28 protein-coding genes are annotated in these 23,442 nt (G+C 55.6%); 14 read left to right on the forward strand and 14 right to left on the reverse strand.

Annotated elements, in window-relative coordinates; translation table 11 throughout:
* Positions 1–9: 9 nt before the first annotated feature.
* The 5 genes from AC1XYH_RS12735 to AC1XYH_RS12755 are packed head-to-tail and all read right to left on the reverse strand — an operon-like array spanning position 10 to position 3,076.
* The gene (locus AC1XYH_RS12735; protein WP_483323544.1) at positions 10–333 is read right to left on the reverse strand and encodes an STAS domain-containing protein; all 324 of its coding nucleotides are present in this window, start codon (positions 331–333) and stop codon (positions 10–12) included.
* Entirely contained in the window at positions 330–971 is a 642-nt protein-coding gene (locus AC1XYH_RS12740; protein ID WP_483323545.1) for an MlaC/ttg2D family ABC transporter substrate-binding protein, read from the reverse strand. Before AC1XYH_RS12740 ends, AC1XYH_RS12735 begins: the two co-directional genes overlap by 4 nt.
* A 26-nt stretch (positions 972–997) precedes the next feature.
* On the reverse strand, positions 998–1,462 hold the full coding sequence (gene mlaD / locus AC1XYH_RS12745) for an outer membrane lipid asymmetry maintenance protein MlaD (RefSeq protein ID WP_483323546.1): 465 nt from the start codon (positions 1,460–1,462) through the stop codon (positions 998–1,000).
* 19 nt (positions 1,463–1,481) lie between these two features.
* A complete protein-coding gene (gene mlaE / locus AC1XYH_RS12750; RefSeq protein WP_483323547.1) occupies positions 1,482–2,261 on the reverse strand; it encodes a lipid asymmetry maintenance ABC transporter permease subunit MlaE in 780 nt (259 codons plus the stop codon).
* On the reverse strand, positions 2,261–3,076 hold the full coding sequence (locus tag AC1XYH_RS12755; protein WP_483323548.1) for an ATP-binding cassette domain-containing protein: 816 nt from the start codon (positions 3,074–3,076) through the stop codon (positions 2,261–2,263). The genes mlaE and AC1XYH_RS12755 overlap by 1 nt, the downstream gene beginning before the upstream one ends.
* A 214-nt stretch (positions 3,077–3,290) precedes the next feature.
* On the opposite strand from AC1XYH_RS12755, the gene AC1XYH_RS12760 reads away from it, so the two are divergent.
* From AC1XYH_RS12760 to AC1XYH_RS12805, 10 genes are all read left to right on the forward strand, one after another.
* Positions 3,291–4,262, forward strand: a complete 972-nt coding sequence (locus AC1XYH_RS12760) for a KpsF/GutQ family sugar-phosphate isomerase (protein WP_483323549.1) — start codon at positions 3,291–3,293, stop codon at positions 4,260–4,262.
* Positions 4,259–4,792 (forward strand): KdsC family phosphatase, encoded by a 534-nt coding sequence (locus AC1XYH_RS12765; RefSeq protein ID WP_483323550.1) that lies wholly within the window; start codon positions 4,259–4,261, stop codon positions 4,790–4,792. The genes AC1XYH_RS12760 and AC1XYH_RS12765 overlap by 4 nt, the downstream gene beginning before the upstream one ends.
* Positions 4,789–5,367, forward strand: a complete 579-nt coding sequence (gene lptC, locus AC1XYH_RS12770) for an LPS export ABC transporter periplasmic protein LptC (RefSeq protein WP_483323551.1) — start codon at positions 4,789–4,791, stop codon at positions 5,365–5,367. Before AC1XYH_RS12765 ends, lptC begins: the two co-directional genes overlap by 4 nt.
* Entirely contained in the window at positions 5,354–5,932 is a 579-nt protein-coding gene (gene lptA, locus AC1XYH_RS12775) for a lipopolysaccharide transport periplasmic protein LptA (RefSeq protein ID WP_483323552.1), read from the forward strand. The genes lptC and lptA overlap by 14 nt, the downstream gene beginning before the upstream one ends.
* Positions 5,929–6,654, forward strand: coding sequence for an LPS export ABC transporter ATP-binding protein (gene lptB / locus AC1XYH_RS12780; RefSeq protein ID WP_483323553.1), 726 nt, complete (start codon positions 5,929–5,931; stop codon positions 6,652–6,654). The genes lptA and lptB overlap by 4 nt, the downstream gene beginning before the upstream one ends.
* A gap of 93 nt (positions 6,655–6,747) precedes the next feature.
* Positions 6,748–8,250: an RNA polymerase factor sigma-54 gene (locus AC1XYH_RS12785; protein WP_483323554.1), complete on the forward strand. Its 1,503-nt coding sequence runs from the start codon at positions 6,748–6,750 to the stop codon at positions 8,248–8,250.
* Between the two features lie 78 nt (positions 8,251–8,328).
* Positions 8,329–8,637, forward strand: a complete 309-nt coding sequence (gene hpf / locus AC1XYH_RS12790; RefSeq protein ID WP_483323555.1) for a ribosome hibernation-promoting factor, HPF/YfiA family — start codon at positions 8,329–8,331, stop codon at positions 8,635–8,637.
* A gap of 21 nt (positions 8,638–8,658) precedes the next feature.
* On the forward strand, positions 8,659–9,114 hold the full coding sequence (gene ptsN / locus AC1XYH_RS12795; protein WP_483323556.1) for a PTS IIA-like nitrogen regulatory protein PtsN: 456 nt from the start codon (positions 8,659–8,661) through the stop codon (positions 9,112–9,114).
* A 5-nt stretch (positions 9,115–9,119) separates the two neighbouring features.
* Positions 9,120–9,974: an RNase adapter RapZ gene (rapZ, locus tag AC1XYH_RS12800; RefSeq protein ID WP_483323557.1), complete on the forward strand. Its 855-nt coding sequence runs from the start codon at positions 9,120–9,122 to the stop codon at positions 9,972–9,974.
* Between the two features lies 1 nt (position 9,975).
* Positions 9,976–10,248: an HPr family phosphocarrier protein gene (locus AC1XYH_RS12805; protein WP_483323558.1), complete on the forward strand. Its 273-nt coding sequence runs from the start codon at positions 9,976–9,978 to the stop codon at positions 10,246–10,248.
* 36 nt (positions 10,249–10,284) lie between these two features.
* On the opposite strand, the gene pmbA is transcribed toward AC1XYH_RS12805, so the two are convergent.
* The gene (pmbA, locus tag AC1XYH_RS12810; RefSeq protein ID WP_483323559.1) at positions 10,285–11,640 is read right to left on the reverse strand and encodes a metalloprotease PmbA; all 1,356 of its coding nucleotides are present in this window, start codon (positions 11,638–11,640) and stop codon (positions 10,285–10,287) included.
* Between the two features lie 162 nt (positions 11,641–11,802).
* On the opposite strand from pmbA, the gene yjgA reads away from it, so the two are divergent.
* From yjgA to egtB, 3 genes are all read left to right on the forward strand, one after another.
* The gene (gene yjgA / locus AC1XYH_RS12815) at positions 11,803–12,333 is read left to right on the forward strand and encodes a ribosome biogenesis factor YjgA (protein ID WP_483323560.1); all 531 of its coding nucleotides are present in this window, start codon (positions 11,803–11,805) and stop codon (positions 12,331–12,333) included.
* 207 nt (positions 12,334–12,540) lie between these two features.
* On the forward strand, positions 12,541–13,521 hold the full coding sequence (gene egtD, locus AC1XYH_RS12820; RefSeq protein WP_483323561.1) for an L-histidine N(alpha)-methyltransferase: 981 nt from the start codon (positions 12,541–12,543) through the stop codon (positions 13,519–13,521).
* Positions 13,518–14,735, forward strand: coding sequence for an ergothioneine biosynthesis protein EgtB (egtB, locus tag AC1XYH_RS12825; protein ID WP_483323562.1), 1,218 nt, complete (start codon positions 13,518–13,520; stop codon positions 14,733–14,735). Before egtD ends, egtB begins: the two co-directional genes overlap by 4 nt.
* A 75-nt stretch (positions 14,736–14,810) precedes the next feature.
* Here the strand turns inward: egtB and AC1XYH_RS12830 are convergent, their stop codons facing one another.
* The 8 genes from AC1XYH_RS12830 to bioB all read right to left on the reverse strand — a co-directional run bounded on the left by AC1XYH_RS12830 (position 14,811) and on the right by bioB (position 22,619).
* Positions 14,811–16,616 (reverse strand): phenylacyl-CoA dehydrogenase, encoded by a 1,806-nt coding sequence (locus AC1XYH_RS12830; RefSeq protein WP_483323563.1) that lies wholly within the window; start codon positions 16,614–16,616, stop codon positions 14,811–14,813.
* 222 nt (positions 16,617–16,838) lie between these two features.
* Positions 16,839–17,591: a putative metalloprotease CJM1_0395 family protein gene (locus AC1XYH_RS12835; protein WP_483323564.1), complete on the reverse strand. Its 753-nt coding sequence runs from the start codon at positions 17,589–17,591 to the stop codon at positions 16,839–16,841.
* Between the two features lie 54 nt (positions 17,592–17,645).
* Entirely contained in the window at positions 17,646–17,954 is a 309-nt protein-coding gene (locus AC1XYH_RS12840; protein WP_483323565.1) for a hypothetical protein, read from the reverse strand.
* A 78-nt stretch (positions 17,955–18,032) separates the two neighbouring features.
* Entirely contained in the window at positions 18,033–18,713 is a 681-nt protein-coding gene (gene bioD, locus AC1XYH_RS12845; protein WP_483323566.1) for a dethiobiotin synthase, read from the reverse strand.
* 11 nt (positions 18,714–18,724) lie between these two features.
* Positions 18,725–19,537, reverse strand: a complete 813-nt coding sequence (gene bioC, locus AC1XYH_RS12850; RefSeq protein WP_483323567.1) for a malonyl-ACP O-methyltransferase BioC — start codon at positions 19,535–19,537, stop codon at positions 18,725–18,727.
* The gene (locus AC1XYH_RS12855; RefSeq protein ID WP_483323568.1) at positions 19,519–20,229 is read right to left on the reverse strand and encodes an alpha/beta fold hydrolase; all 711 of its coding nucleotides are present in this window, start codon (positions 20,227–20,229) and stop codon (positions 19,519–19,521) included. The genes bioC and AC1XYH_RS12855 overlap by 19 nt, the downstream gene beginning before the upstream one ends.
* A complete protein-coding gene (bioF, locus tag AC1XYH_RS12860) occupies positions 20,222–21,433 on the reverse strand; it encodes an 8-amino-7-oxononanoate synthase (protein ID WP_483323569.1) in 1,212 nt (403 codons plus the stop codon). Before bioF ends, AC1XYH_RS12855 begins: the two co-directional genes overlap by 8 nt.
* Positions 21,434–21,548: 115 nt before the next feature.
* Complete coding sequence (gene bioB, locus AC1XYH_RS12865) at positions 21,549–22,619, reverse strand: biotin synthase BioB (protein WP_483323570.1); 1,071 nt, start codon at positions 22,617–22,619, stop codon at positions 21,549–21,551.
* A gap of 68 nt (positions 22,620–22,687) precedes the next feature.
* On the opposite strand from bioB, the gene AC1XYH_RS12870 reads away from it, so the two are divergent.
* Positions 22,688–23,407 (forward strand): ComF family protein, encoded by a 720-nt coding sequence (locus tag AC1XYH_RS12870; protein WP_483323571.1) that lies wholly within the window; start codon positions 22,688–22,690, stop codon positions 23,405–23,407.
* Positions 23,408–23,442 lie beyond the last annotated feature (35 nt).

The following is a 23,442-nucleotide window of genomic DNA, read 5'->3' on the forward strand; positions in this document are numbered from 1 at the left end:
GGGATTAGTTTAGGCGGCGGAGGCCTGGTGCAGCCAGTCATCCAGGCCACAAACGGCAGCAATACTCTGCAAACCAGCAGGCACACCGCTCACTCGCAACGGACGATTGGCTTCGACAGCCTGTTCGGCAACCCGTAGCAGCAGCGAGAGCCCGACGCTGTTTACCCGCTGCAACCCCGAAAGGTCGAGCATGATATCACCTCTGCCGCCCGCAATCCGCTGCACGAGTTGCTCATGCAGCGGCATCACGCTATTGAAGTCCAGCTCACCACTGAGCCTAAGCACGCCAGCTTCATCTTCCTGCACGCTGGCAGTAGCTGACTGCGTACTCACTCAGTAGCTTCCTTCTTAACAGTTTCGCGCGATTTAGCGACCACGCTACCCCAGTTATCGATTACCGCGTCCAGATCGTTGCGGTTGGCCTTCATCGCCTGAGCAAACTGGTCGCGGAACAGCAGACCAATATTGATGCCTTCAACGATCACGTTGCGCACTTTCCACTGACCATCGATCTCGGTCATGGTGTAGGTCGCGGTATAGACTTGGCCATCTTTAGCTTTGACCTGCATATCTACACTGGCACGATCAGGACGTGGTTCGCGGCTGTTAGGCGGCAACACAGTAATTTCGCCACTCTTGAACTCCAGCAACGCATTGCCATAGAACTGCACCATGCTGCGCTTAAAAGTGTCGATGAAGCGCTGAGTTTGCTCCTCAGTGGCACTGCGGCTGTAGCGCACCGTCATCACGCTACTAGCGATGCCTTCAAAATCAACCACCGGGTTGAGCACCTCATCCAGCCCGCGCACAAAGGCATCGGGATCATTGCGATAGGTCTCACGGTTGGCGTCGAGTACCGCCATGACCTTACGCGACGTGTCATCCACCACCTCTTGTGGCGTGGGGGCTGCCTGCACCAAAGCTGGCATACTGATAATCAAGGCCAGCATAAATTGAACTGCTGCACGCATGGTGACTCTCCTATTGGCTACACAGATCATTCTTCTTTACTCACGGTATTGAGCAGGAATCGTCCAATCAGTTCCTCAAGCACCAGAGCGGACTGAGTGTCATAGATCTCTGAACCATCGGCTAATACCTCATCATCACCACCTACGGAAATGCCAAGATACTTTTCGCCAAGCAGACCCGCGGTCAGAATCGACGCTGTGCTGTCTGCTGGCAAGGTATTGATTTTTCGGTTTATATCCATATCTACGCGAGCGCTGTAACGCGTCTTGTCGAACTCGATCGCGGTCACTTGACCGATAGTTACGCCTGACATAGTCACTTTCGCCTTGGGCGTGAGCCCTGCCACATTGTCAAAGTAGGCGTGCACACTGTAGGTGGCGCCGGCGCTACTAGGCGACAAACCACTTATCTTGACCGCCAGGACGGCCAAAGCCAGCAGCCCTGCCAAGATGAAAGCACCGACGGTCAATTCCAGATTACGGGTACGCATTGGTTATTTCCTTGGCTAATCAAAACATCAAAGCAGTGAGAATAAAGTCCAGCCCGAGCACTGCTAGGGAGGCATACACAACCGTACGCGTGGTGGCGCGGCTAATACCCTCTGACGTGGGCTCACAGTCGTACCCTTGGAACACGGCAATCCAGGTCACCACAAAGGCAAATACCACCGCCTTGACCATACCGTTGAGCACATCATCAACAAACTCGACCGAATTTTGCATATTCGACCAGTAGGAGCCGGAATAGACTCCTAGCCAGTCAACCGCGACCAGTGAACCGCCCCAGATACCGACCACGCAAAAAATCATGGTCAGCAGCGGCAGCGAAATAAAGCCAGCCCAGAGCCGAGGCGCGATCACATATTTGAGCGGATCAACGCCAATCATCTCCATACTCGACAACTGCTCGGTGGCCTTCATTAGGCCAATCTCGGCGGTTAACGCCGAGCCCGCGCGCCCAGCAAACAACAACGCAGCTACCACCGGACCCAGTTCTCGCAACATGGTTAGCGCCACCATCTGGCCCACCGCTTGCTCGGAACCATAACCAACCAGGATGTTGTAGCCTTGCAGCGCCAGCACCATGCCGATGAACAGGCCAGAAACGATAGTGATGGCCAGTGAAAGCACGCCAACGGAGTAAAGCTGTTTTAACAACAGAGCAAAGCTATTGCCAAAGCGCGTGCGCCCCAGCAAAGCATTAGACAGAAAAATCCCTGAACGGCCTAGCGCAGAGACGGTATCCAGCCCGGCACGCCCGAGCAGAGCAACCCGTGAAATCACACTCACTACTTCTGCTCCCTGTGTAACAGGTCCGCGAGGTAGTCAGGCGCCTGATAATGAAACGGCACCGGACCATCCGGCTCACCCTGCATAAACTGGCGAATGCGCGGATTATCTGAATTCATCAGTTCATCTGGCGTGCCCTGCCCCAACACCTGACCATCACCTACTACATATAAGTAGTCAGCAATGCTCGCGGTTTCGGCCAGGTCATGCGAGACGACAATACTGGTCAAACCCAGCGCATCGTTCAGCAAGCGGATCAAGCGGACCAGTACACCCATGGAAATCGGGTCCTGGCCAACAAAAGGCTCGTCGTACATCATCAGCTGAGGATCCAGCGCAATGGCACGCGCCAGCGCCACTCGGCGCTGCATACCGCCGGAAAGCTCATCGGGCATCAAGTCGCGTGCGCCCCGCAGCCCAACGGCCTGCAGTTTAAGCAACACCAGATCACGAACCATCGCTTCAGACAGCTCGGTGTGTACTCGCAGCGGAAAAGCCACGTTTTCAAACACGCTCAGATCCGTAAACAGCGCACCACTCTGGAACAACATGCCCATGTGCTTGCGCGCGGCAAACAATTGCTCACGCCCTAACTCGGGAATATTCTGGCCATTGACCCAGATGGAGCCGCTGTCTGGACGCAGCTGGGCACCGATAAGCCGCAACAGCGTCGTTTTGCCACAGCCGGAAGGACCCATGATGCCGGTCACCTTGCCGCGTGGGATGCGAATATCCACGCCATCAAAGATCAACCGAGAGCCGCGTCGGAAGGTAATTTGCTGCAGATCAACAATGTAATCCGAAGAATCGGTCATATCTGGAATGTGCTCTTCCCCATCGCGCCCAGACCTCGGGCAAGTTAAGCCGCGTAATATATCAGTTACACCAGTGCAGCCCAAGGTGGGAAACACTCCGTTACCCATAATTGGGTAGCCAATCGGATCGAGCCGCCCAGAAAATGTGCAGGCTGGTGAGTTACGCTACACAAACCGCTATACTTCACCGCTCAACGATCACAGATAAAGCACAATGCCCAACTTTGATTACATAGCTTCCGCACGACGCACCATCAGTATGGAACGCGACGCCGTCGATAGCCTGCTGCAACGACTCGACGCGCATTTTGTTCAGGCCTGCGAAACACTGCTTGCCTGCACCGGCCGCATCGTCGTTACCGGGATGGGAAAGTCCGGCCATATCGGCCGCAAGCTGGCAGCCACTTTAGCCAGTACCGGCACACCTGCGTTTTTTGTCCACCCGGGTGAAGCCAGTCACGGCGATATGGGCATGATCACCAAGCAGGACGTGGTTATTGCCCTCTCCAACTCAGGCAACACCGCCGAGGTGGTCACCCTACTGCCGTTGATCAAACGCATGGGTGTGCCGCTGATCAGCATTACCGGCAATCCGACATCAACCATGGCGCAGGCCGCCATTGCCAACCTTGATACGGCGGTAGAGCAGGAAGCCTGCCCACTGAATCTGGCACCTACCTCCAGCACCACCACCGCGCTGGTGATGGGCGACGCGCTGGCTATCGCACTGCTCGAAGCACGTGGATTTAGCGCTGAAGACTTTGCCTTTTCACACCCTGGCGGGAGCCTCGGCCGGCGTTTACTATTGCTGGCCGATGACCTCATGCACAGCGGTGACAGCATGCCTTTGGTCACCCCAAACACTTCGCTACGCGACGCGTTACTGGAAATGACCCGCAAGGGCTTGGGTTTAACCGGCATCATTGACGAGCAAAACCAGTTGGTTGGCATCTTCACTGACGGTGACTTGCGACGCACGCTGGATCAAAGCGTCGACTTCCATGCTATGACGATTGTCGAAGCAATGACGGCACACTGCAAAACCGCACGCAGTGGTATGCTCGCCGCCGAAGTACTGAAAATCATGGAAGACGCAAAGATCAACGGGCTTTTTGTCGTGGATGCCGATGGACGGCCGGTCGGCGCTTTGAACATGCACGATTTGTTGCGCGCAGGAGTAGTATGAACCAGACCCCAAAACAGCTGAACGAGCGCGCCCGCCACATTCGCCTGGCTATTTTTGACGTCGATGGCGTACTCACCGATGGCCGCCTGTTCTTCATGCCGGATGGCACTGAATTCAAATCATTCAACACACTGGATGGGCATGGCATCAAAATGCTGATTGCCTCTGGCGTTGAGGTAGCGATCATTAGCGGCCGCAAATCACCTTTGGTAGAACGCCGCGCAGCCAATCTGGGCATTAAACATCTGATTCAAGGCCGCGAAGATAAGCTGACCGCACTCAGCGAGCTACGCGAGACAGTCCCGGCAGAGATGCATGAGATTGCTTTTCTCGGTGACGACCTTCCTGATCTGCCAGTGATGCGCCGCATCGGACTTGGTATCGCCGTGGCCAGTGCCGATGGTTTTGTCCGCAAGCATGCACATGGCATAACCCAAGCCAGTGGCGGTGCGGGCGCCGCCCGAGAGTTCTGCGAGCTTATCATGCATGCACAAGGCACTCTGGAAGAAGCTCAGGCGGCCTACCTGTGAAATTAAGCGTACCGCGCTACCTATTAACCGGCTTGCTGTGGCTAATTGGCGTGGCGTTGGCGTTAAGTGTGGGCTATTGGAATATACGGCCGGCCAGCTTTACGCCGTTGACCAGCAGCGCTGCGGCACGCCCGGACTTCTACATCGACAATGCCCGCATCCAGGCACTGAACGAACAAGGTAAAACCACCTACGAGCTAACCACTACGCATGCAGTGCATCAGGTTGAAGATGGCAGCACGCATTTGCAGCAGCCTAAACTACTCTTTTACCGTGGCGGAGACCCTGCGCCGTGGCTGCTAGAATCTGATGAAGGCCTGGTGACAGAGGACGGAGATCGTGTCGATCTTGCGCAAAACGTGTTGTTGAAGCAAGAACTCAACAGCCAACCTACGCGCCGACTGACCACCTCCGCTCTGACTCTGTTTCCGGCACGAGATTATGCCGAAACCGATCAAGACGTTAAAATCGAAGCCGCCCGCAGCGTAACCACCGCAACGGGTATGAAGTTATTTCTCAATGACGGCCGCCTGCAGCTGCTGTCCACCGTACGAGGCCAACATGAGGTGCGCTAAATCCCTCTTTGTCATGACGCTGATGCTGTATCCAGCCGCTTCCGCGCTTGCCCTGCCCAGCGACAGCAGCCAGCCAATTCGCATTCAAGCTAATACTGCCACGCTGGACGACAAGCGTAATACTGCTGTCTACACCGGCAATGTAATCATTACTCAAGGCACCATGCGCCTTGCCGGCACTCGCGTAACCCTGACTAGCGACGCCAACGGGGAGCTGAACAAGATGGTTACCCAGGGCGGCCCAGCTACCTACCAGCAGACGCCGGAGGCCAACAAGCCGCCAGTCAAAGCTCACGCGCAGACGATTGAGTACTACGCTGCGGATGAGCGCGTGGTGCTGATCGACAAAGCCTTTCTTGAGCAGTCGGGCAATACCTTCCAGGGCGACTACGTCAGCTATGACATTCCTGGCCAGGTAGTCGACGCTGGGCGCAATAGCAGCAGCGGTGCCACTGGAGCAGATAGCGGCGGCGATGGCCGTATCGAGATCACCATTCAGCCTCGCAGTCGTGGCAACGCCACTACTGAGAGTGCTGATGGCGAGAGCGAGTCAACGGCGCCATGAGCACATTACAAGCTCGAAATTTGGCCAAAGCCTATAAAGCGCGCCAAGTGGTCAAGGATGTTTCGATTTCGATCAACAGCGGCGAAGTGGTTGGCCTACTCGGACCCAACGGTGCTGGCAAGACCACCTGTTTCTATATGATTGTGGGTCTAGTCAAATCCGATCAGGGCGAAGTACATATCGACAACACTGACATTACCGCCCTGCCCATGCATGGGCGCGCTCGTGAAGGCATCGGATACCTACCGCAGGAAGCGTCCATCTTTCGCAAATTGAGTGTGGCCGACAACATCATGGCCATTCTCGAGACCCGCAAAGACCTTAATGCCGAGGCACGCAAAGGCAAGCTGGAATCACTGATGCGCGAGTTTCATATCCAGCACCTGCGCGACAACCTGGGCATGAGCCTGTCCGGCGGCGAACGTCGTCGGGCCGAAATCGCCCGCGCCCTGGCAACCGACCCTAGCTTTATCCTGCTGGACGAGCCATTCGCCGGCGTTGACCCCATCTCGGTCAGCGACATCAAGCAGATCATCCAACACCTCAAAGATAAAGGCATAGGTGTGCTCATCACCGACCACAACGTGCGCGAGACGCTGGATATCTGTGATAAGGCTTATATCGTCAATGAAGGCACTATCATTGCTGAAGGCGACGCCGAAACCGTTCTGGCTGATCAAACGGTCAAGGATGTCTATCTGGGCCACGCCTTCCGGCTATAAAACAACACTGGTTTCAGGCATGCTACAAGACCACATGAGCCAGAGCTGCCTCGATAACGGTTAGACCAAGCGCACAAGGTAATTCGCCAAATAATGAAACCCACGCTCGTCCTCAAGATGGGGCAGCAGCTGACGATGACACCGCAGCTGCAGCAAGCCATCCGACTGCTACAGCTTTCCAGTCTTGACCTTCAACAGGAGGTGCAAGAAGCGCTGGAAGCCAATCCAATGTTGGAGATGGCCGACGAAGGCGATGACGACTACAGCGCCAGCGATACCGAGAGCAAAGACAGCGACAGCGACCCATCCTCTGTCACCGTCCCCGAACCCGTTACTCTTGATGCCATAGACCAGCACAGCCAGCCTGAAGAAGACGGCAACTGGAACGAGCAAATCCCTAATGAGTTGCCGGTCGACACACAGTGGGATGACGTTTACCAAAGCTCAACCAGCTCCTTGCCCAGCCAGGATGAAGAAGACTGGGACTACACCTCCCGCACTGGCACCGGCGAAACGTTGCAAAGTCACCTGGAATGGCAACTCAATCTGATTCCTATGTCGGAGACCGATTACGAAATTGCCATTGCATTGATTGATGGCATCAACGCCGACGGTTATCTGGAAGAATCACTGGACGACATCCTCGCTTCCCTGCCACCCGAAATGGACGTGGAGATGGATGAGGTGGAAATGGTGCTGCACCGTATCCAGCAGTTCGAGCCGGTCGGCATCGGCGCGCGTGATCTGAGCGAATGTCTGCTGCTGCAGATTCGCCAATTACCCGCCGATACACCCATGCTGGAACAAGCAACACGGGTGGTCCGCGATCATCTTGAACTGCTCGGTAGTCGGGATTTTAGCCAGCTGATGCGCCGCAGCAAGCTTAAGGAAGATCAACTGCGCGATGTGGTTGCATTGATCCAGACACTAAATCCACGTCCTGGCGGCGAAATTGCCTCGGGCGAGCCGGAATACGTTATTCCCGATGTAATCGTGCGCAAGGATAACAATCGCTGGCTGGTTGAACTAAACCAGGAGTCAGTGCCGAAGGTAAGAGTTAACAACCAATATGCCTCCATGGTGCGCCGCGCCGACTCAAGCCAGGACAACACCTACCTGCGCAATAATCTGCAAGAGGCGCGATGGTTTATTAAGAGCCTGCAGAGCCGCAACGAAACGCTGATGAAGGTTGCTACCCAGATCGTTGAGCATCAGCGCGGTTTTCTCGAGCAAGGTGAAGAGGCCATGAAACCTCTAGTGCTGCACGATATCGCTGAAGCCGTTGGTATGCACGAGTCGACCATCTCGCGCGTTACCACCCAGAAATTCATGCACACCCCGCGTGGTATCTTCGAACTCAAGTACTTTTTTTCTAGCCATGTGGGCACAAGCGAGGGCGGAGAATTCTCCTCTACGGCGATCCGCGCACTGATTAAAAAACTGGTTGCAGCAGAAAACCCAAAGAAACCATTGAGCGATAGCAAGATCGCTGGTTTACTGGAAGAACAAGGAATCGAGGTGGCCCGTCGGACCATCGCGAAATACCGCGAATCGCTCAACATAGCACCGTCGAGCGAGCGCAAGAGGCTGGTTTGAGCCTTCAAGAATTAAGCAATGGCACCACCGGGCGGCATCATGCTGCCCTGCAACATCAAGCCAATCAGGAGAAGCCGTATGCAATTGAATATTAGCGGTCATCAACTCGATATCACTGACGCACTGCGTGATCACGTCACTGAAAAAATGGCCCGCCTGGAGCGGCACTTTGACAAAATCACCAACGTCCAGGTAACCCTTGAAGTAGAAAAACTCCGACAGAAAGCTGAAGCCACCCTGCATGTCGCCGGCGGTGAAGTCGTCGCCCTGGCCGAAAGTACCGACATGTACGCGGCGATTGATCAGCTCACCGACAAGCTCGATAGGCAACTGATCAAGCACAAAGAAAAACACATCGATCGCCTGCAGGGCGCCAATGACCGTTAACGCGAACCTCACCGCATACTCATGCAAATAGATCATATATTGACCCCTGACCGCACCTTTTCGGGCGTTCAGGGGGGATCCAAGAAACGTGTGCTGGAATTGATCGGCAAGCTGGTTGCTCAGCACACCAACCTTGATCCAGACGCCATTTATGAAAGCCTTATAGCCCGAGAAAAGCTCGGTTCTACTGGTTTTGGTAATGGCATTGCGATTCCCCATTGCCGCCTGGGCGATTGCCACCAGGCAATTGGCGCACTGCTGCAGCTGGATGGAAAAATCGATTTTGATGCGCTGGACGGCCAGCCCGTGGACCTTATTTTCGTTCTTTTGGTCCCACAGGAAGCAACCGACCAGCACCTGCAGATACTTAAAATGCTGGCAGGCAAACTGGATCAGGCTAGCCTGCGCGAAGCACTGCGCTCAGCACCTGATGCCCAAAGCCTGTATGAAGTAATGGCGGCCGGAGATGGAGGCTGAAACCAATGCGCCTCGTCGTCGTCAGTGGCCGCTCAGGGTCAGGTAAAAGTACCGCACTGCATCTCTTGGAAGACAACGGTTTCTACTGCATTGATAACCTACCGGCAGGCCTGCTACCGGAATTGGCAAGACAGGCCAGCGAAGCCGAGTTGAGCTTGCCGGCGATTGCTATCAGTATCGATGCCCGCAACTTAGCCAGCGACCTACAGCGCTTCCCTGAACTCTTGAAACAAGTACGCGAAGCCGGCGTAAATTGCGACGTTCTGTTTCTGGCAGCTACCGATGACGTGCTTATCAAACGTTTCTCGGAGACTCGTCGCAAGCACCCGCTGACTGACGGCGAGCGCTCCCTTGCAGAAGCTATCGCTCAAGAGCTGCGCATACTTGAACCGATCATCGATCTGGCTACCTTGAAGATTGATACCAGCCACCTGAATCTCTACCAGCTACGCGATCAGATTAAGCAGCGTCTACTCGGCAGCCAAGGCAGCACCCCGTCGGTATTGATTCAGTCATTCGGCTTCAAACGTGGCGTGCCCGCTGATGCAGATTTGATTTTCGACGTGCGCTGTTTACCCAACCCTTACTGGCGCGCTGACCTACGTCCCTATTCCGGGCGCGACCAACCTGTACGCGAATATTTAGACAGCCAGCCTGACGTCGAAGAAATGTTTCAGGACATCCGCCAGTTTCTGAAAAAGTGGCTACCACGCTACGCCGCTGGCGAGCGCAGCTATATGACCATCGCCATTGGCTGTACAGGAGGCCACCATCGCTCGGTCTACCTCACCGAACGCTTGGTCAAAGAATTAGCGCCAAGCACGCCAAATCTGCTGATTCGCCATCGCGATCTGCCCTGACATGCTGACTACGCGCATAGAAATTATCAACAAACTGGGCCTGCATGCCCGCGCGGCCGCTAAATTTGTCGGCGTTGCCAATCGCTATGACTGTTTGGTGCGCGTTGGCGAAAATGAGGCGGTACAAGTGGATGGTAAAAGCATCATGCAAGTGATGATGCTGGCCGCCAGTAAGGGCAGCGAAATCTGCATCAGCTGCGAAGGCGAGCAGGCCCAACAAGCTATGAATGAGCTAGTGGCGTTGATCAACGATTATTTCGGGGAAGGAGAGTAGAAGTAGAGCAGCTACAAGCTGCTCTACAGAGGCCAATTAAGCACCTCCGACCGTCATACCATCAACCAACCAGCTGCCGGTCAGATAGTTACCGCGTCGCTCCAGATCGTTACCCACACAGCGCAGATTGGCGTACATATCCCGCAGATTGCCGGCGATGGTCACTTCGTTGACCGCATATTGTATTTCGCCGTTCTCTACCCAAAAGCCGCCAGCGCCGCGCGAGTAATCACCCGTCACCCCGTTAACGCCCTGCCCCATCAACTCAGTGACTAACAGACCCGTGCCCATTTCTTTCAACAGGGAGCTCAAATCACCGGCATTACTGGTGATCTGCAGATTATGTACGCCACCGGCGTTGGCGGTGCTGGGCATGCTCAGCTTTCGCCCCGAATAAGTAGATAGTATCCAGCTACTCAAGCGTCCTTGATCAATAAAAGCCTGCTCGCGCGTCGCCAGGCCATCACCATCGAAAGTAGAGCTGCCCAATGCCCGCAACTCGAATGGACGCTCACGCATATTCATCCAATCAGGAAATACCGGCTGCCCAAGGGCATCCAGCAAAAACGTGGACTGTCGATAAACTGCGCCACCGGAAATAGCACCCAGTAAATGACCCACCAGGCCCACGGCTTGATCAGCGGCAAAAAGCACCGGCACCTTAGCGGTCTTAATTGGTCTAGGGTTCAAGCGGGCCAAGGTGCGCTCAGCAGCCTTGCGGCCTATCTCTTGCTCGCTGGGTAGGCGCTCAGGCACCCGATCAACCGCATACCAGTAATCGCGCTGCATGCCTTGCTCTGAACCGACGATCAATACCGCCGCAGCGCTGTGTCGCGAGCCCATTGAGCTACCGATAAAGCCGTGACTGTTGCCGTATACCCGGCAGCCCTGCTGGGTGCTAACCTGTGCGCTATCCGTAGTCAGGCGAGAATCCACAGCCAATGCTGCTGCTTCCAAGGCTAGCGCCTTGTCGATCGCAGCTTCTGCGCTGATTCCCCAAGGGTGGAAAAGGTCGAGATCCGGCATTTCTTTGGCCATCAAACTGGCCTCAGCCAAGCCAGCACTCGGGTCTTCCGAGGCATGCCGAGCAATAACCAGCGCCGTTTCCACTGCTTTACGAATGGCCTCGTCGGACGTATCTGAGGTACTGACCGAACCCTTACGCTGCCCTGCATACAAGGTAATGGCAAAGCCCTGATCGCGATTGAACTCGACTGTTTCTACTTCGCCTTTACGTACTCCGACCGACAGACCCGTATTCTGACTAACTCCCACTTCACTGGCCGTCGCCCCCTGACGACGTGCCTCATCCACAATAAAAGCTACCCGCTGTTCCAGGTTGGCACGCAAGGTTTGCGGGTCATCAGGCTGAGTCGAAATCGGTATCGTCATATATCCTCCAGATCAATGCGATCCATTGTAGCGGGGTTGCGCGGCACCCGACCACAGCGGATTACCCCTGAACCCACCAGAACGGGTATCATAGGCAGCATCACTCGAGTCTCACTGACGAGTGCAACCTACTTATCCAGTGCAATTTTCTACAGGCAAGCCATGACCGAGTTTCACGACGACGAATCCCTCGAGCCCATTGACGATGGCAAGAGCAAAAGCCAGATCAAGCGGGAAATGGATACTTTGCGCGAAATGGGGCAACGGCTGATTGCGCTTAAGCCCGACCAATTGAACAAGCTGGAGCTAACCGACAAGCTGCGCCTAGCGCTGGCCGAAGCATCCAAGCATACCGCTCACGGTGCGCTGAAGCGCCATATGAGCTTTGTCGCCAAATTGGTGCGCGATCAAGATACCGCGGCGATCCAGATCTATCTCGATCTAATCGACAGCAGCACCCAAGCGCATGCTCAGCACTTTCACCAGATGGAACGCTGGCGCGATCGCCTGCTGACCGGACGCGCAGATGAGCTTGAGCTGTTCATCATCGCTTACCCCGACGCAGACCGGCAACAAATCCGCCATCTGGTTCGCCAAGCAAACAAGGAAGCTGAACAGAACAAGGCCCCCGCCGCCTCACGCAAGCTGTTCAAAATGATTCGTCAGCTGGCAAACACCGCAAAAGGTCTCTAAGTTCTGCTGAGGCCTGACGGCAACCGCGCCTAGCCTACCTCGCTGCGCGGTCAAATTTTCTCCCGAAAAAACGGTGAAAACCGCCCGCCCATGGGCGGCACTGCGTCACAGCTTCGGGTGCGATCGCAGGTATTAACTGGAAAAAACAAAGGCCGCCTGCTAAGTTTTAAGGACATGTGTCTTTGACTAGCAGAGGAAATTGCCTACGTGAGCCTTGCTCTAGACCTGCCCCGACTCCAGACAGCACTTCGGCTTCCGGCTCAGGATGAGCGTCAAAAACTATTGCATGGATTGCTGCAGCCGCAAGCCCGTATCGATTCAAAATATTTTTACGATGATCGCGGTTGCGATTTATTTACCGCTATCTGCCTACTCGACGAGTATTACCCAACCCGCACCGAAGCACAGATATTCAACCAGCATCGCGACGCCATAGCCGCGCAATTGCCAGCAAACATGCAATGGATTGATTTAGGCTGCGGTGATTGCAACAAAACCCAAAGCTGGTTGCCTGCGATATCGCCGGCTCGCGTTGTCGGTGTGGATATCGCAGGAGAGTTTCTGCAAAGCTCGCTGGCTGAGGTGGCGCTACAACATCCACAACTCGAGTGTGTGGGCGTAGTAACCGACTTTACTCAGCACCTGGACCTAGATGAGCTGCTAGCAGAGCGCCCTGGCGCCCCACCGGTATTCTTTTATCCCGGCTCTTCCATTGGTAACTTTGAGCCACGCGCCGCTATACGTTTTCTACGCCGTATCCGTGCGCATTGCGGCCCTGACGGTCGACTGTTGATTGGCGCCGACCTGATTAAGCCAAGAGACGTACTGGAGGCCGCCTACGATGACGCTAGCGGCGTTACCGCTGAATTCAATCTTAATGTATTGAACGTCGTCAACAGGGAGCTAGACGCCGATTTCGAGCCAACTAACTTCCGCCATTTCGCACATTTTGACGAAGCCCATAGGCGCGTTGAAATGCACCTGGTTTCCACTCGAAGTCACAGCGTCGATCTCGGCGGTCACGCCAATCGGCAGTTTGGTGCAGAAGAGCACATCCTGACCGAGTACTCACACAAGTACAGCCTAAACGAGTTTCGTGCATTGCTCGCCGCCAGCGGTCTGCGCTGCAGCCAATACTGGACTGACCCACAGGACTGGTTCGGCGTTTTTCTAGCGGAGCCAATATGAATCAGCTGGCTTCTAGCCCCCGAAACAGTAGCCTCGAGTTTCGTTACGCCCAGACGCGTGCTTACTCGCTGGAGCTGATAAACGGCCTGAGCGCCGAAGATTGCCAGCTGCAATCCATGCCAGACGCCAGCCCTTTGAAATGGCACCTTGCCCACACCACCTGGTTTTTTGAAACCTTCGTGCTTGGTGCTCTGAGCACGCCACCCGAGCCGCTCAACCCAAGCTACCGCGTGTTGTTTAACTCTTATTATGTTGGCGTGGGTGAACGCCACACGCGCGCTGAACGCGGGCTGCTGTCCAGACCTTCGCTCGATGAGGTGCTGCATTACCGGCGACATGTAGACCAGCATATGCTGACCCTTTTGACGCAAGACCTGCCGGGTGCTCTGAGCGAACTAATAGAACTGGGCTTGCAACATGAGCAGCAACACCAAGAGCTGATGTTCACCGACCTTAAACACCACTTTTCCTGCAACCCGCTGTACCCGGCTTGGCGCAGCACGGCGCCCGAACAGCCCAAAACTCAGAGCGCCGACAACGGCAAACGCGCCCCTGATTACCTTCGGCTCGACGGCGGGCTCTGCGACATTGGCAACAACGGTGCAGGATTTAGTTATGACAACGAAGGCCCCCGTCATCGCGTTTGGTTAGAGCCTTTTGAATTAGCAGAGCGCAACGTGAGCAACGGCGACTTTCTTGCCTTTATTGCCGACGGCGGTTATCAACGCCCAGAACTCTGGTTATCCGATGGATGGGACTGGGTGAATGCAAATCAGGTGAGTGCACCGCTCTACTGGATGCACCAGGATCATCAATGGAGTTTGTTTACGGTGGCCGGTAAACAACCGTTGAATCATGCTGCACCGCTTTGCCATATAAGCCTGTATGAAGCCGATGCGTTTGCGCGGTGGTCAGAGGCCAGACTACCCACTGAGATGGAGTGGGAGCACGCAGCGCAACAGTTACCTGAACTCAACGGACTATTCGGTGAGGTATGGCAGTGGACCAACAGCGCCTATCTACCTTACCCCGGCTATCAGCCAGCTGCCGGAGCGGTCGGCGAGTACAACGGCAAGTTCATGATCAACCAAATGGTGTTACGCGGTAGCTCCTGCGCTACTCCCCACAACCATAGCCGAACCTCGTATCGCAATTTTTTCCCTGCCGCAACGCGCTGGCAGTTCAGCGGCCTACGTTTGGCTCGCAATATATAGTCGATACTAAAAGCCAAAAAAAGGCCGCCCCGGGTACCCGGGGCGGCCTTTTTAGCTTTTACGCTACCTGCAAGATCAGTAACCCAGAGCGAAATCCTCTGCGGCCATGTCCATTAGGTTGTCAGCGCCAGACAACATAGTCACAACGTGGGTGCGAGTACGCGGCAAAATACGCTGGAAGTAAAAGCGTGCAGTTTGCAGCTTAGCCTTATAGAAAGCCTCTTCAGAGGTGCCTTCCGCCAGCTTGGCCGATGCAACACGTGCCATATCAGCCCAGAAGTAAGCCAGGCAAGCGTAGCCGCTGTACATCAGGTAATCGACTGATGCAGCACCGACCATTTCACGGTCCTTCATGGCAGCCATACCCACCTTCATGGTCAGCTCGCCCCATTCTTTGTTCAACTCCGCCAGCGGTGTAACGAACTCGCTGATGGTTTCGTTACCTTCGTTATTCTGGCAGAACTTGTGCACGATTTTGGTGAAGCCCTTAAGCGCTTCGCCTTGAGTCATCAGTACTTTACGACCCAACAAGTCGAGCGCCTGAATGCCTGTGGTGCCCTCGTACAACATGGAGATACGCGCATCACGCACGTTCTGCTCCATGCCCCACTCAGCGATAAAACCGTGGCCACCGTAGATCTGCACACCGTGGTTGGCTGCTTCAAAGCCGACTTCAGTCATGAACGCTTTAGCGATCGGAGTCAGCAGTGCCAGCAACGCATCGGCCTGCTTCTGCTCTTCGGCGTCCTTACTGTTCTTAACGATATCAACCTGCTTGGCGGTGAAATACACCATGGCGCGATTACCTTCAGCGAAGGCTTTCATGGTCAACAACATGCGACGTACATCAGGGTGAACGATGATCGGATCGGCTGCTTTCTCGGGCTCTTTGGCACCGGTGAGCGCACGCATCTGCAGACGGTCACGGGCGTACTGAATGCCACCTTGGAAACCGACTTCAGCGTGAGCCAAGCCCTGAAGAGCTGTGCCCAAGCGCGCAGTATTCATAAAGGTGAACATGCAGTTCAGGCCTTTATTCGGCTGCCCAATCAGGAAGCCAGTGGCGCTGTCAAAGTTCATCACACAGGTAGCGTTACCGTGGATACCCATCTTGTGCTCAAGCGAACCGCAGTTTACGCCGTTACGCTCGCCGTTCTCGCCGCTCGCGTCTGGCAAGAACTTGGGAACGATAAACAGAGAAATACCCTTGGTGCCGGCCGGCGCATCGGGCAGACGAGCCAGTACGATGTGGACGATGTTCTCGGCCATGTCGTGCTCACCCGATGAGATGAATATCTTGGTACCGGAAATCTTATAGCTGCCATCAGCCTGCGGCTCTGCCTTGGTACGCAACATCCCCAGGTCAGTACCACAATGGGATTCAGTCAGACACATGGTGCCGGTCCACTGACCTGACACTAACTTGGTCAAATAAGCGTGCTTCTGCTCATCAGTACCGTGCTCGTCTATGGTATTCATCGCACCATGAGACAGACCGGGATACATACCCCAGGACCAATTGGCTTGACCGACCATTTCGCTGATCGCCAGACCCAGTGATTCTGGCAGACCCTGCCCGCCGTGGTCGACGTCATGCGCCAAACTCGGCCAGCCGCCTTCAACATACTGCTTATAAGCTTCTTTAAAACCGGTAGGCGTGGTCACGCCCTCGGCGCTCCAAGTACAACCCTCGGAATCGCCACCACGATTCAACGGCGCAATAACCTGCTCGCAAAACTTGGCACCCTCTTCGAGGATAGCGTTGACCATATCTGGCGTCGCGTCTTCGCAACCAGGCAGACTTTGGTAATGCGCTTCATAACCCAGAAGCTCATCGCGAACGAAACGGATATCACGCAGGGGCGCTTTGTAATCAGGCATGGTGCTTGACCTCAACAGTAGTATCAGATGCAGGGGCAGCCGAGGCTGCAGGGTTGGCTGCAAAACAGCACATTCAAACATGTGTTTGAAACATACGTTTACGCCAAATGAAAGTCAACCCCCGCATGAATACCGAGTCATAAATAGTTGTGAACATACAGGAAGGTAAAACTGGCGCGTTTTAGACGAGAAGATAAGGAAGCTAGAACGGCGAACTAGAGATCAGGCGCGCAAATCCAATGCGCCGCTGGGAGCGTCCGCAGTAGCGGCTATGCTGCGGTAAAGCGACAGGTCACGCGGAGCAGAATCTTCAGCAACCGTTTCGTCGCTGGTCGCGGTTTCTTCAGCGCTCTCTCCGTCTTCAGCCGCTTCAGCACGCTCTGCGGATTCAGTTGGAGCGGTCGCTAATTCAGAGCGGGCCTGAGCAACAGCTTGCGCCGCTTGAGCGGCTACTGCCAAGTCCTGCCCTGAAGGTTCTGCTGGTGCGAGTGCGGCGCGGCGTACCTGTTCCATTTTCTCGATGGTCGCCTGCGGGTCTCCCGCTACAGGGGTCGTATCTATACCGACTTCACCGCCGACGGCGTACAAACGACCATCAGGACCGCGGTCGTATTCATACTGCACGGCGCCAGCGTGCTGTCCGCCAGCGGCCATGTGTGCCTGCTCATGGCTGCGTACTTCCCGGTCCCGTGCCGCTAGTTCGCTGACTTCCAGTTGAGTTACCCGCTGTGACTCAGCTTCGGCATCAGCCAGTTGTGCACGCTTCTGTTCTTCCACTTGCTGCTTTAGGGTGACGTCTTTCTGCTCGTCTGGTTTTGCATTGGCGGCACCAGCCGAAGCAGTCTGGTCTATTGGAGGGAAACGACTAACGTCTTTTTCAGGCTGCAGAAACTCACTGGCAGGCGCGGTGACGGCCGCCTGCACCTGCACTGGAGGAGAATAGTGGTAGGTGCTAACAGCACCAATACTCATCATAAACGCAGACCTTGGTGGGTCTCATCGATCGACCTTGAAGCCAAGGCCGGCTGATCAGACCGTAACGTCGAGTAATGTGCCCAATACTTCATCAGCAGTATCAATCACAGATGCGCCTGCTTCGGCTTGCTGGCGACCTTGCTGCAGTTCGACCAGGCTATCAACCAAATTAACCGGGCGAGCGCTCTCAACAGGCGCGCTCGACGCAGCTTGACCGGTCGCCGGTTGCGCTGGCGCCGCCTGCGTAGCAGCAGGGTCAACAGCGGCGCCGACGCGGGCGATATCAGATGCCGCGTTAGAAACACGATTCTGTCCCTGACGCACACTGTTCAGGCCGGATGAAATCAAGTCAAGGGTAGGCATGGCACAACCTCAGATGTTAAGAAAGCCTGCTTTTATTCAAGCACAAATGGCCAGCATTGAGTATCACCACCGGTCAGTTCAGACCAGCGGGGTGACATCAAGATAGGTCGCCACCGCAGCAGCATCGGCTTTCTGAAGGCGTGGTACACGACCGAGAAAAGGCGCTTTAATCAGTTGCTTTAAGGTAGCTAGATTCTCATCAGGGCGGCTCATTTCGGCATCAACCTGATTAGCCACCCAGCCGGCCAGCTCCAGCCCGTCAGCGGCAATCGCTTCGCAGGTCAGCAGCGCATGGTTTATGCAACCCAACCGCATACCTACCACCAGGACCACTGGCAACTTAAGCTCCAGCGCCAACCCAGACAACAACTCATCATCATTAAGCGGCACACGCCAACCGCCAGCCCCCTCGACCAAGGTTAAATCACGCTGACGGTCGAACACCTGTAAACAGGCGCCAGCCAGCACTTCAAGCGTCAATGCAGCGCCTTCTTCACGCGCTGCAATGTGGGGCGCGATAGCGGATTCCAACGTAATCGGGTTAATCAGCTCATAGGCCAGTTCGGGCGAGCATTGCGCTTGCAACGCCAATGCGTCTTCATTACGCAGGCCTTCTACTGTGCGCTCACAACCTGCGGCCACCGGCTTAACCGCTGCGGTGCTAAGCCCGCTAGTGCGAGCCGCGTACAACAACGCTGCTGCTATGGTGGTTTTGCCAATTTCAGTGTCTGTGCCGGTAACAAAATAACGTTTGGACATGCTCATCTCCCTCAAACTTGATCAAGACCCTTAAACAGCAGTATCTGCGCAACTTGGTAGGTCGCAGGCAAACCCGCCGATTGGCGCCGAGCCTCATAAGCGGCCGTCAACGCACGCAGCCGCGCGCGGCCTGTTAAGCCGCTCGGCCGGCCTGTATTTAGATTATGGGCACCCAACGCTTTGAGCTCGTGGGTCAACTCACTGAGCTGGCCGTAGTGCAGAACATGCTGTTCAATCTCACAGTGCCAACGCTCAAATCCGGCGTCCGCGAGCATCTCCTGCAACTGCCCTACAGGCATGAACCGATTAACGTGCACGAACCCGTCTACCGCCTGCCACGCGTCACGCAGTTCTCCGAGCGTACCTTCGACCAACGTATTGAAGGCCATGCAGCCGCCGGGACGCAGCACGCGATACGCCTCGCTCAAGGCCAAGGGCAATTGAGGGCACCACTGCAATGCCAAGCTGGAGAACAACAAATCCTGGCTGGCGGAGCGCAAAGGCAAGGCTTCGGCGTCCGCTGCGAGCCAGGTGATAGAGCTAGAACTGTGCTCGCGGGCGTAATGCAGCATGCCTTCGGCAATATCCAGCCCCAGCACTGGCTTAGCGAAGTGCTCAGCCAGCGCGCGGGTAAAATAACCCGTACCACAGCCGATATCAGCCAGCTGCTCTACCTTCAATGTGTCCGGCAACCGGCTCAATAAATTGCCGCCCACATTGCGTTGCAGCGCCGCAACTTGATCATAGGTTGCGGCAGCGCGACTGAAAGAAGCCGCGACTTGTTGCTTGTCGATTACCGCGGCATTCATGTTTGCCGAACCCATTCGGCAATCTGCTGCGCCACCCACTCAGGCTGCTCCAACGGCAAGGCATGACTGGCCTCAGGATGCACCCGTACCCGGGCTTGCGGGTTTAGAGCCTGCAACTCAGCCGCTACCGAGGCGGGTACCAGCGCATCCTGAGCGGCCAAACAATGCAATATTGGCTGAGTAGCACGGCGCAAATGAATGCGGTTATCCAGTACCCCAAGCAACGCCAAGTGATTCAAACGCTGCAGCGGATCAGCATCACTCCATTGCAGCTGCTTGGTCAGTTCGCGGGCATCTTCGCTGCCTTGGCAGGCCAACAGCGCAAAGCGTTTGAGAATCCTCTCGGGCTTCTCGCGGGCATCACTGAAAAATGCCTTGAACGTATCAGCGGGCATCGCCTCAGGCCAGTCGGCCCGCGCCGCAAAACAAGCATTACTGGCAATGGTTACAGCGCCGCAAAAGCGCTCGGGGAAGCGCCGTAGCAATTGCACCGCCAGCGTGCCGCCGAGCGACCAACCCATTAGCCAGCCGGGCTCAAGGGAAGCGGCCAGCTGCTCGAGATCCGTTTCCAGACTCGACATCTGCATGGGGGGCAATTCGTGGTTATACACTGTAAATGCCGGCAAACTGGATTGCAGTGCCAGCTGCAGCGGAGCCATATTGGCGGCAGAGAACGCCCAGCCAGGGAGCAGGTTGATGCTATTCATCAGATAACTCGTGTTTAGACTGTTTTTCAGCAGCTCCGAAATCTTCAGGAATATCTGCCAAAGCGGATTTGAAGGCTTCCAGCAACTGCTCCACATCGCTTTCACTGTGCGCAGCGGAGAGGGTAACACGCAAACGCGCAGTGCCTTTTGGTACCGTTGGCGGTCGAATAGCCGTAACCAGAAGCCCCCTTTGACGCAGTGCTGCAGATAGCGCTAAAGCGCGCGCGCTGCTGCCAATTAAAATAGGCTGGATGGGCGTCGGGCTGTCCATCAACCTAAGGCCTAGCTCCGCCGCACCTGCGCGGAAGCGTTCAATCAATCGCTGAAGATGGTGACGGCGCCATTGTTCATCGCGCAGCAATTGCAGGCTCTTAAGCGTTGCACAGGCGACGGCTGGCGGTTGACTAGTGGTGTAAATGTAAGGACGCGCGAACTGGATCAGCGTTTCGATCAGCTCTTCGCTGCCAGCCACAAAAGCACCCGCGGTTCCGAAGGCTTTACCAAGAGTGCCAACCAGTACGGGCACATCATCCAAGCCTAAACCAAAGTGTTCAACAATACCGCCGCCCTGCTCCCCCAAACAGCCAAAGCCGTGCGCATCATCGACCATCACCCAGGCGCCACGGGTACGAGCCTGGGCACACAATTCAGGCAAATTGGCTAGGTCGCCATCCATGCTAAATACACCATCGGTGACGACCAGGGTGTTGCCCACCGCCTTCCCTAATCGCGCAGCAAGGCTAACAGGATCGTTATGCAGATAACGGGAGAAACGCGCACCGCTGAGCAGACCGGCATCCAGTAAAGAGGCATGATTTAAGCGGTCTTCTAACACCGTATCACCCTGCCCGACTAACGCAGTGACCGTTCCCAAGTTGGCCATATAACCACTGGAAAGCAGCAGTGCGCGGGGCCGGCCGGTAAATTCCGCCAACGCTTCTTCAAGCTCGTGATGCGGCGTACTGTGTCCTACCACTAGGTGCGATGCACCGCCGCCGACACCCCAGCGCCGGGCACCCTGTGCAAAGGCTTCTACCACCTCAGGATGATTGGCCAGACCGAGGTAATCGTTATTGCAGAACGCTAAAAAGTTCTCACCATCCACCCGCACACGCACGTCCTGCGGTGCATCCAGCAATGGACGTCGGCGATAAAGGTGGGCTGCCTGGCGCTCGGCCAAGCGGGACGATAAATCGAAAGACACGCAGAACACTCATTCGATGGGATGAAGCGGCAAGCCACAAGCAAGCCGTGCTCACGACCTGCCTGCCTGCCTTGCGCGCGATTGCCGCTTTTAGCTTATAACGTGCAGCGCGCGCTTAGCCCGCTGCCGCATTGCTGAACAGAGCGCTGTCGCGCTGCTCCATCAGAGCCTGTTCGATAGCCGCTTGGTGCACTTCATCATCGTGCTCTTCACGCTCTTCGGGCTTAATACCCAGGCGTTCGAACAGACGCATATCCTTGCCGGCCTGCGGATTAGCCGTGGTCAACAAGCGTTCGCCGTAGAAGATCGAGTTAGCGCCAGCAAAAAAGGCCAATGACTGAGTTTGCTCGTTCATTTGCTCACGTCCGGCCGACAAGCGCACATGGGACTTGGGCATCATGATGCGTGCGACCGCCAAGGTGCGTATGAAATCGAACGGGTCAACATCTGCCTCATTCTCCAGCGGCGTACCCTTGACCTTAACCAGCATGTTGATCGGCACGCTTTCCGGGTGCTCAGGCAAGTTAGCCAACTGAATCAACAAGCCAGCGCGATCTTCTACCGACTCCCCCAGACCCAGAATACCGCCTGAACAAATCTTCATGCCGGCATCACGCACATAAGCAAGCGTTTCCAGCCGATCACCGTAGGTACGAGTAGTAATGATGTTGCCGTAAAACTCAGGCGAGGTATCCAGGTTGTGATTGTAATAATCAAGTCCGGCGTCAGCCAAGGCAGCGGTCTGCTCTTTGGTCAGTTTACCCAGCGTCATGCACGTCTCTAACCCCATGGCACGTACGCCACGAACCATTTCTAGCACGTACGGCATGTCTTTTTCGGAAGGGTGTTTCCAGGCAGCGCCCATGCAAAAACGGGTCGCGCCAATATTCTTGGCTGCAGTCGCCTCATCCAGCACCTTCTGCACTTCCAGCAGTTTCTCTTTTTCCAGGCCAGTATTGTAATGGCCGGACTGCGGACAGTACTTGCAATCTTCTGGGCAGGCGCCGGTCTTGATCGACAGCAGCGTGGAGACCTGAACGCGATTCGGATTGAAGTGTTCACGGTGCACGGTCTGGGCACGAAACAACAGGTCATTGAATGGCATATTGAACAACGCCATTACATCAGCGGGCGCCCAGTCATGGCGGGTCACGGAAACTGTCATGGATACATGTCCTTTGATCATTGCTAGGGAACCCTGAAGGGTTCAATCTATGCCGAGCATAATAGCGACGGCACGGAGGCTGTCAACCATTGAAAGAACCCAAGGTTTACAACTGGTTAATTAACAACCTATCCGCTTATTGCCTGCTATGCGGTTTGAAAACCCGGCATCGCGAGCCAACGCTGTGTAGCGGATGCTTGGCTGACTTGCCCTGGTTGCACGCGTATTGCCGCCAGTGCGCCCTCCCCCTCCCGCAAGCCGATAGCCTGTGCGGTCAATGTCTTAATCGACCGCCACCGTTCGTTTACGCCACTGCACCTCTGCTTTACCGCTTTCCCGTTAACTCGCTTATCCCGGCATTTAAGTATCACCGCCAAGCAGCGTACGGCAGGTTGCTCAGTCAGCTGATGATTCTCGGTTTAAGCGACTATCTGGAACAGCACCCGGAACGTCGTCCAGAGCTATTACTAGCCATGCCCATGCACCCCACACGTCAATCGCAGCGCGGTTACAACCAGGCTTTTGAACTAGCGCGCCCCGTCTCCCGCGCGCTGGGCATCACGCTGCAGCAGAATGTTTTACAACGCAGCCGCGCTACTCAGACCCAGCAAGGCCTAAATGCACAAGAGCGACGGCGCAACCTTGAAGGCGCCTTTCATTGTTCCAGCCCCGCAGTTGTCAAAGATCGCGACATTGCGCTTATAGATGATGTTATGACGACCGGCGTCACCGCTGCCGAAGCCAGCCGTACTTTGTTGAGTGCCGGCGCTCGCTCCGTGCAGCTCTGGTGCGCCGCCAGAACGCCGTAGCAGGCCTTAAAACATCGCGATTGCCAGTCGCCCCC

The organism is Pseudomonas sp. GW-45 (genome assembly GCF_056896675.1).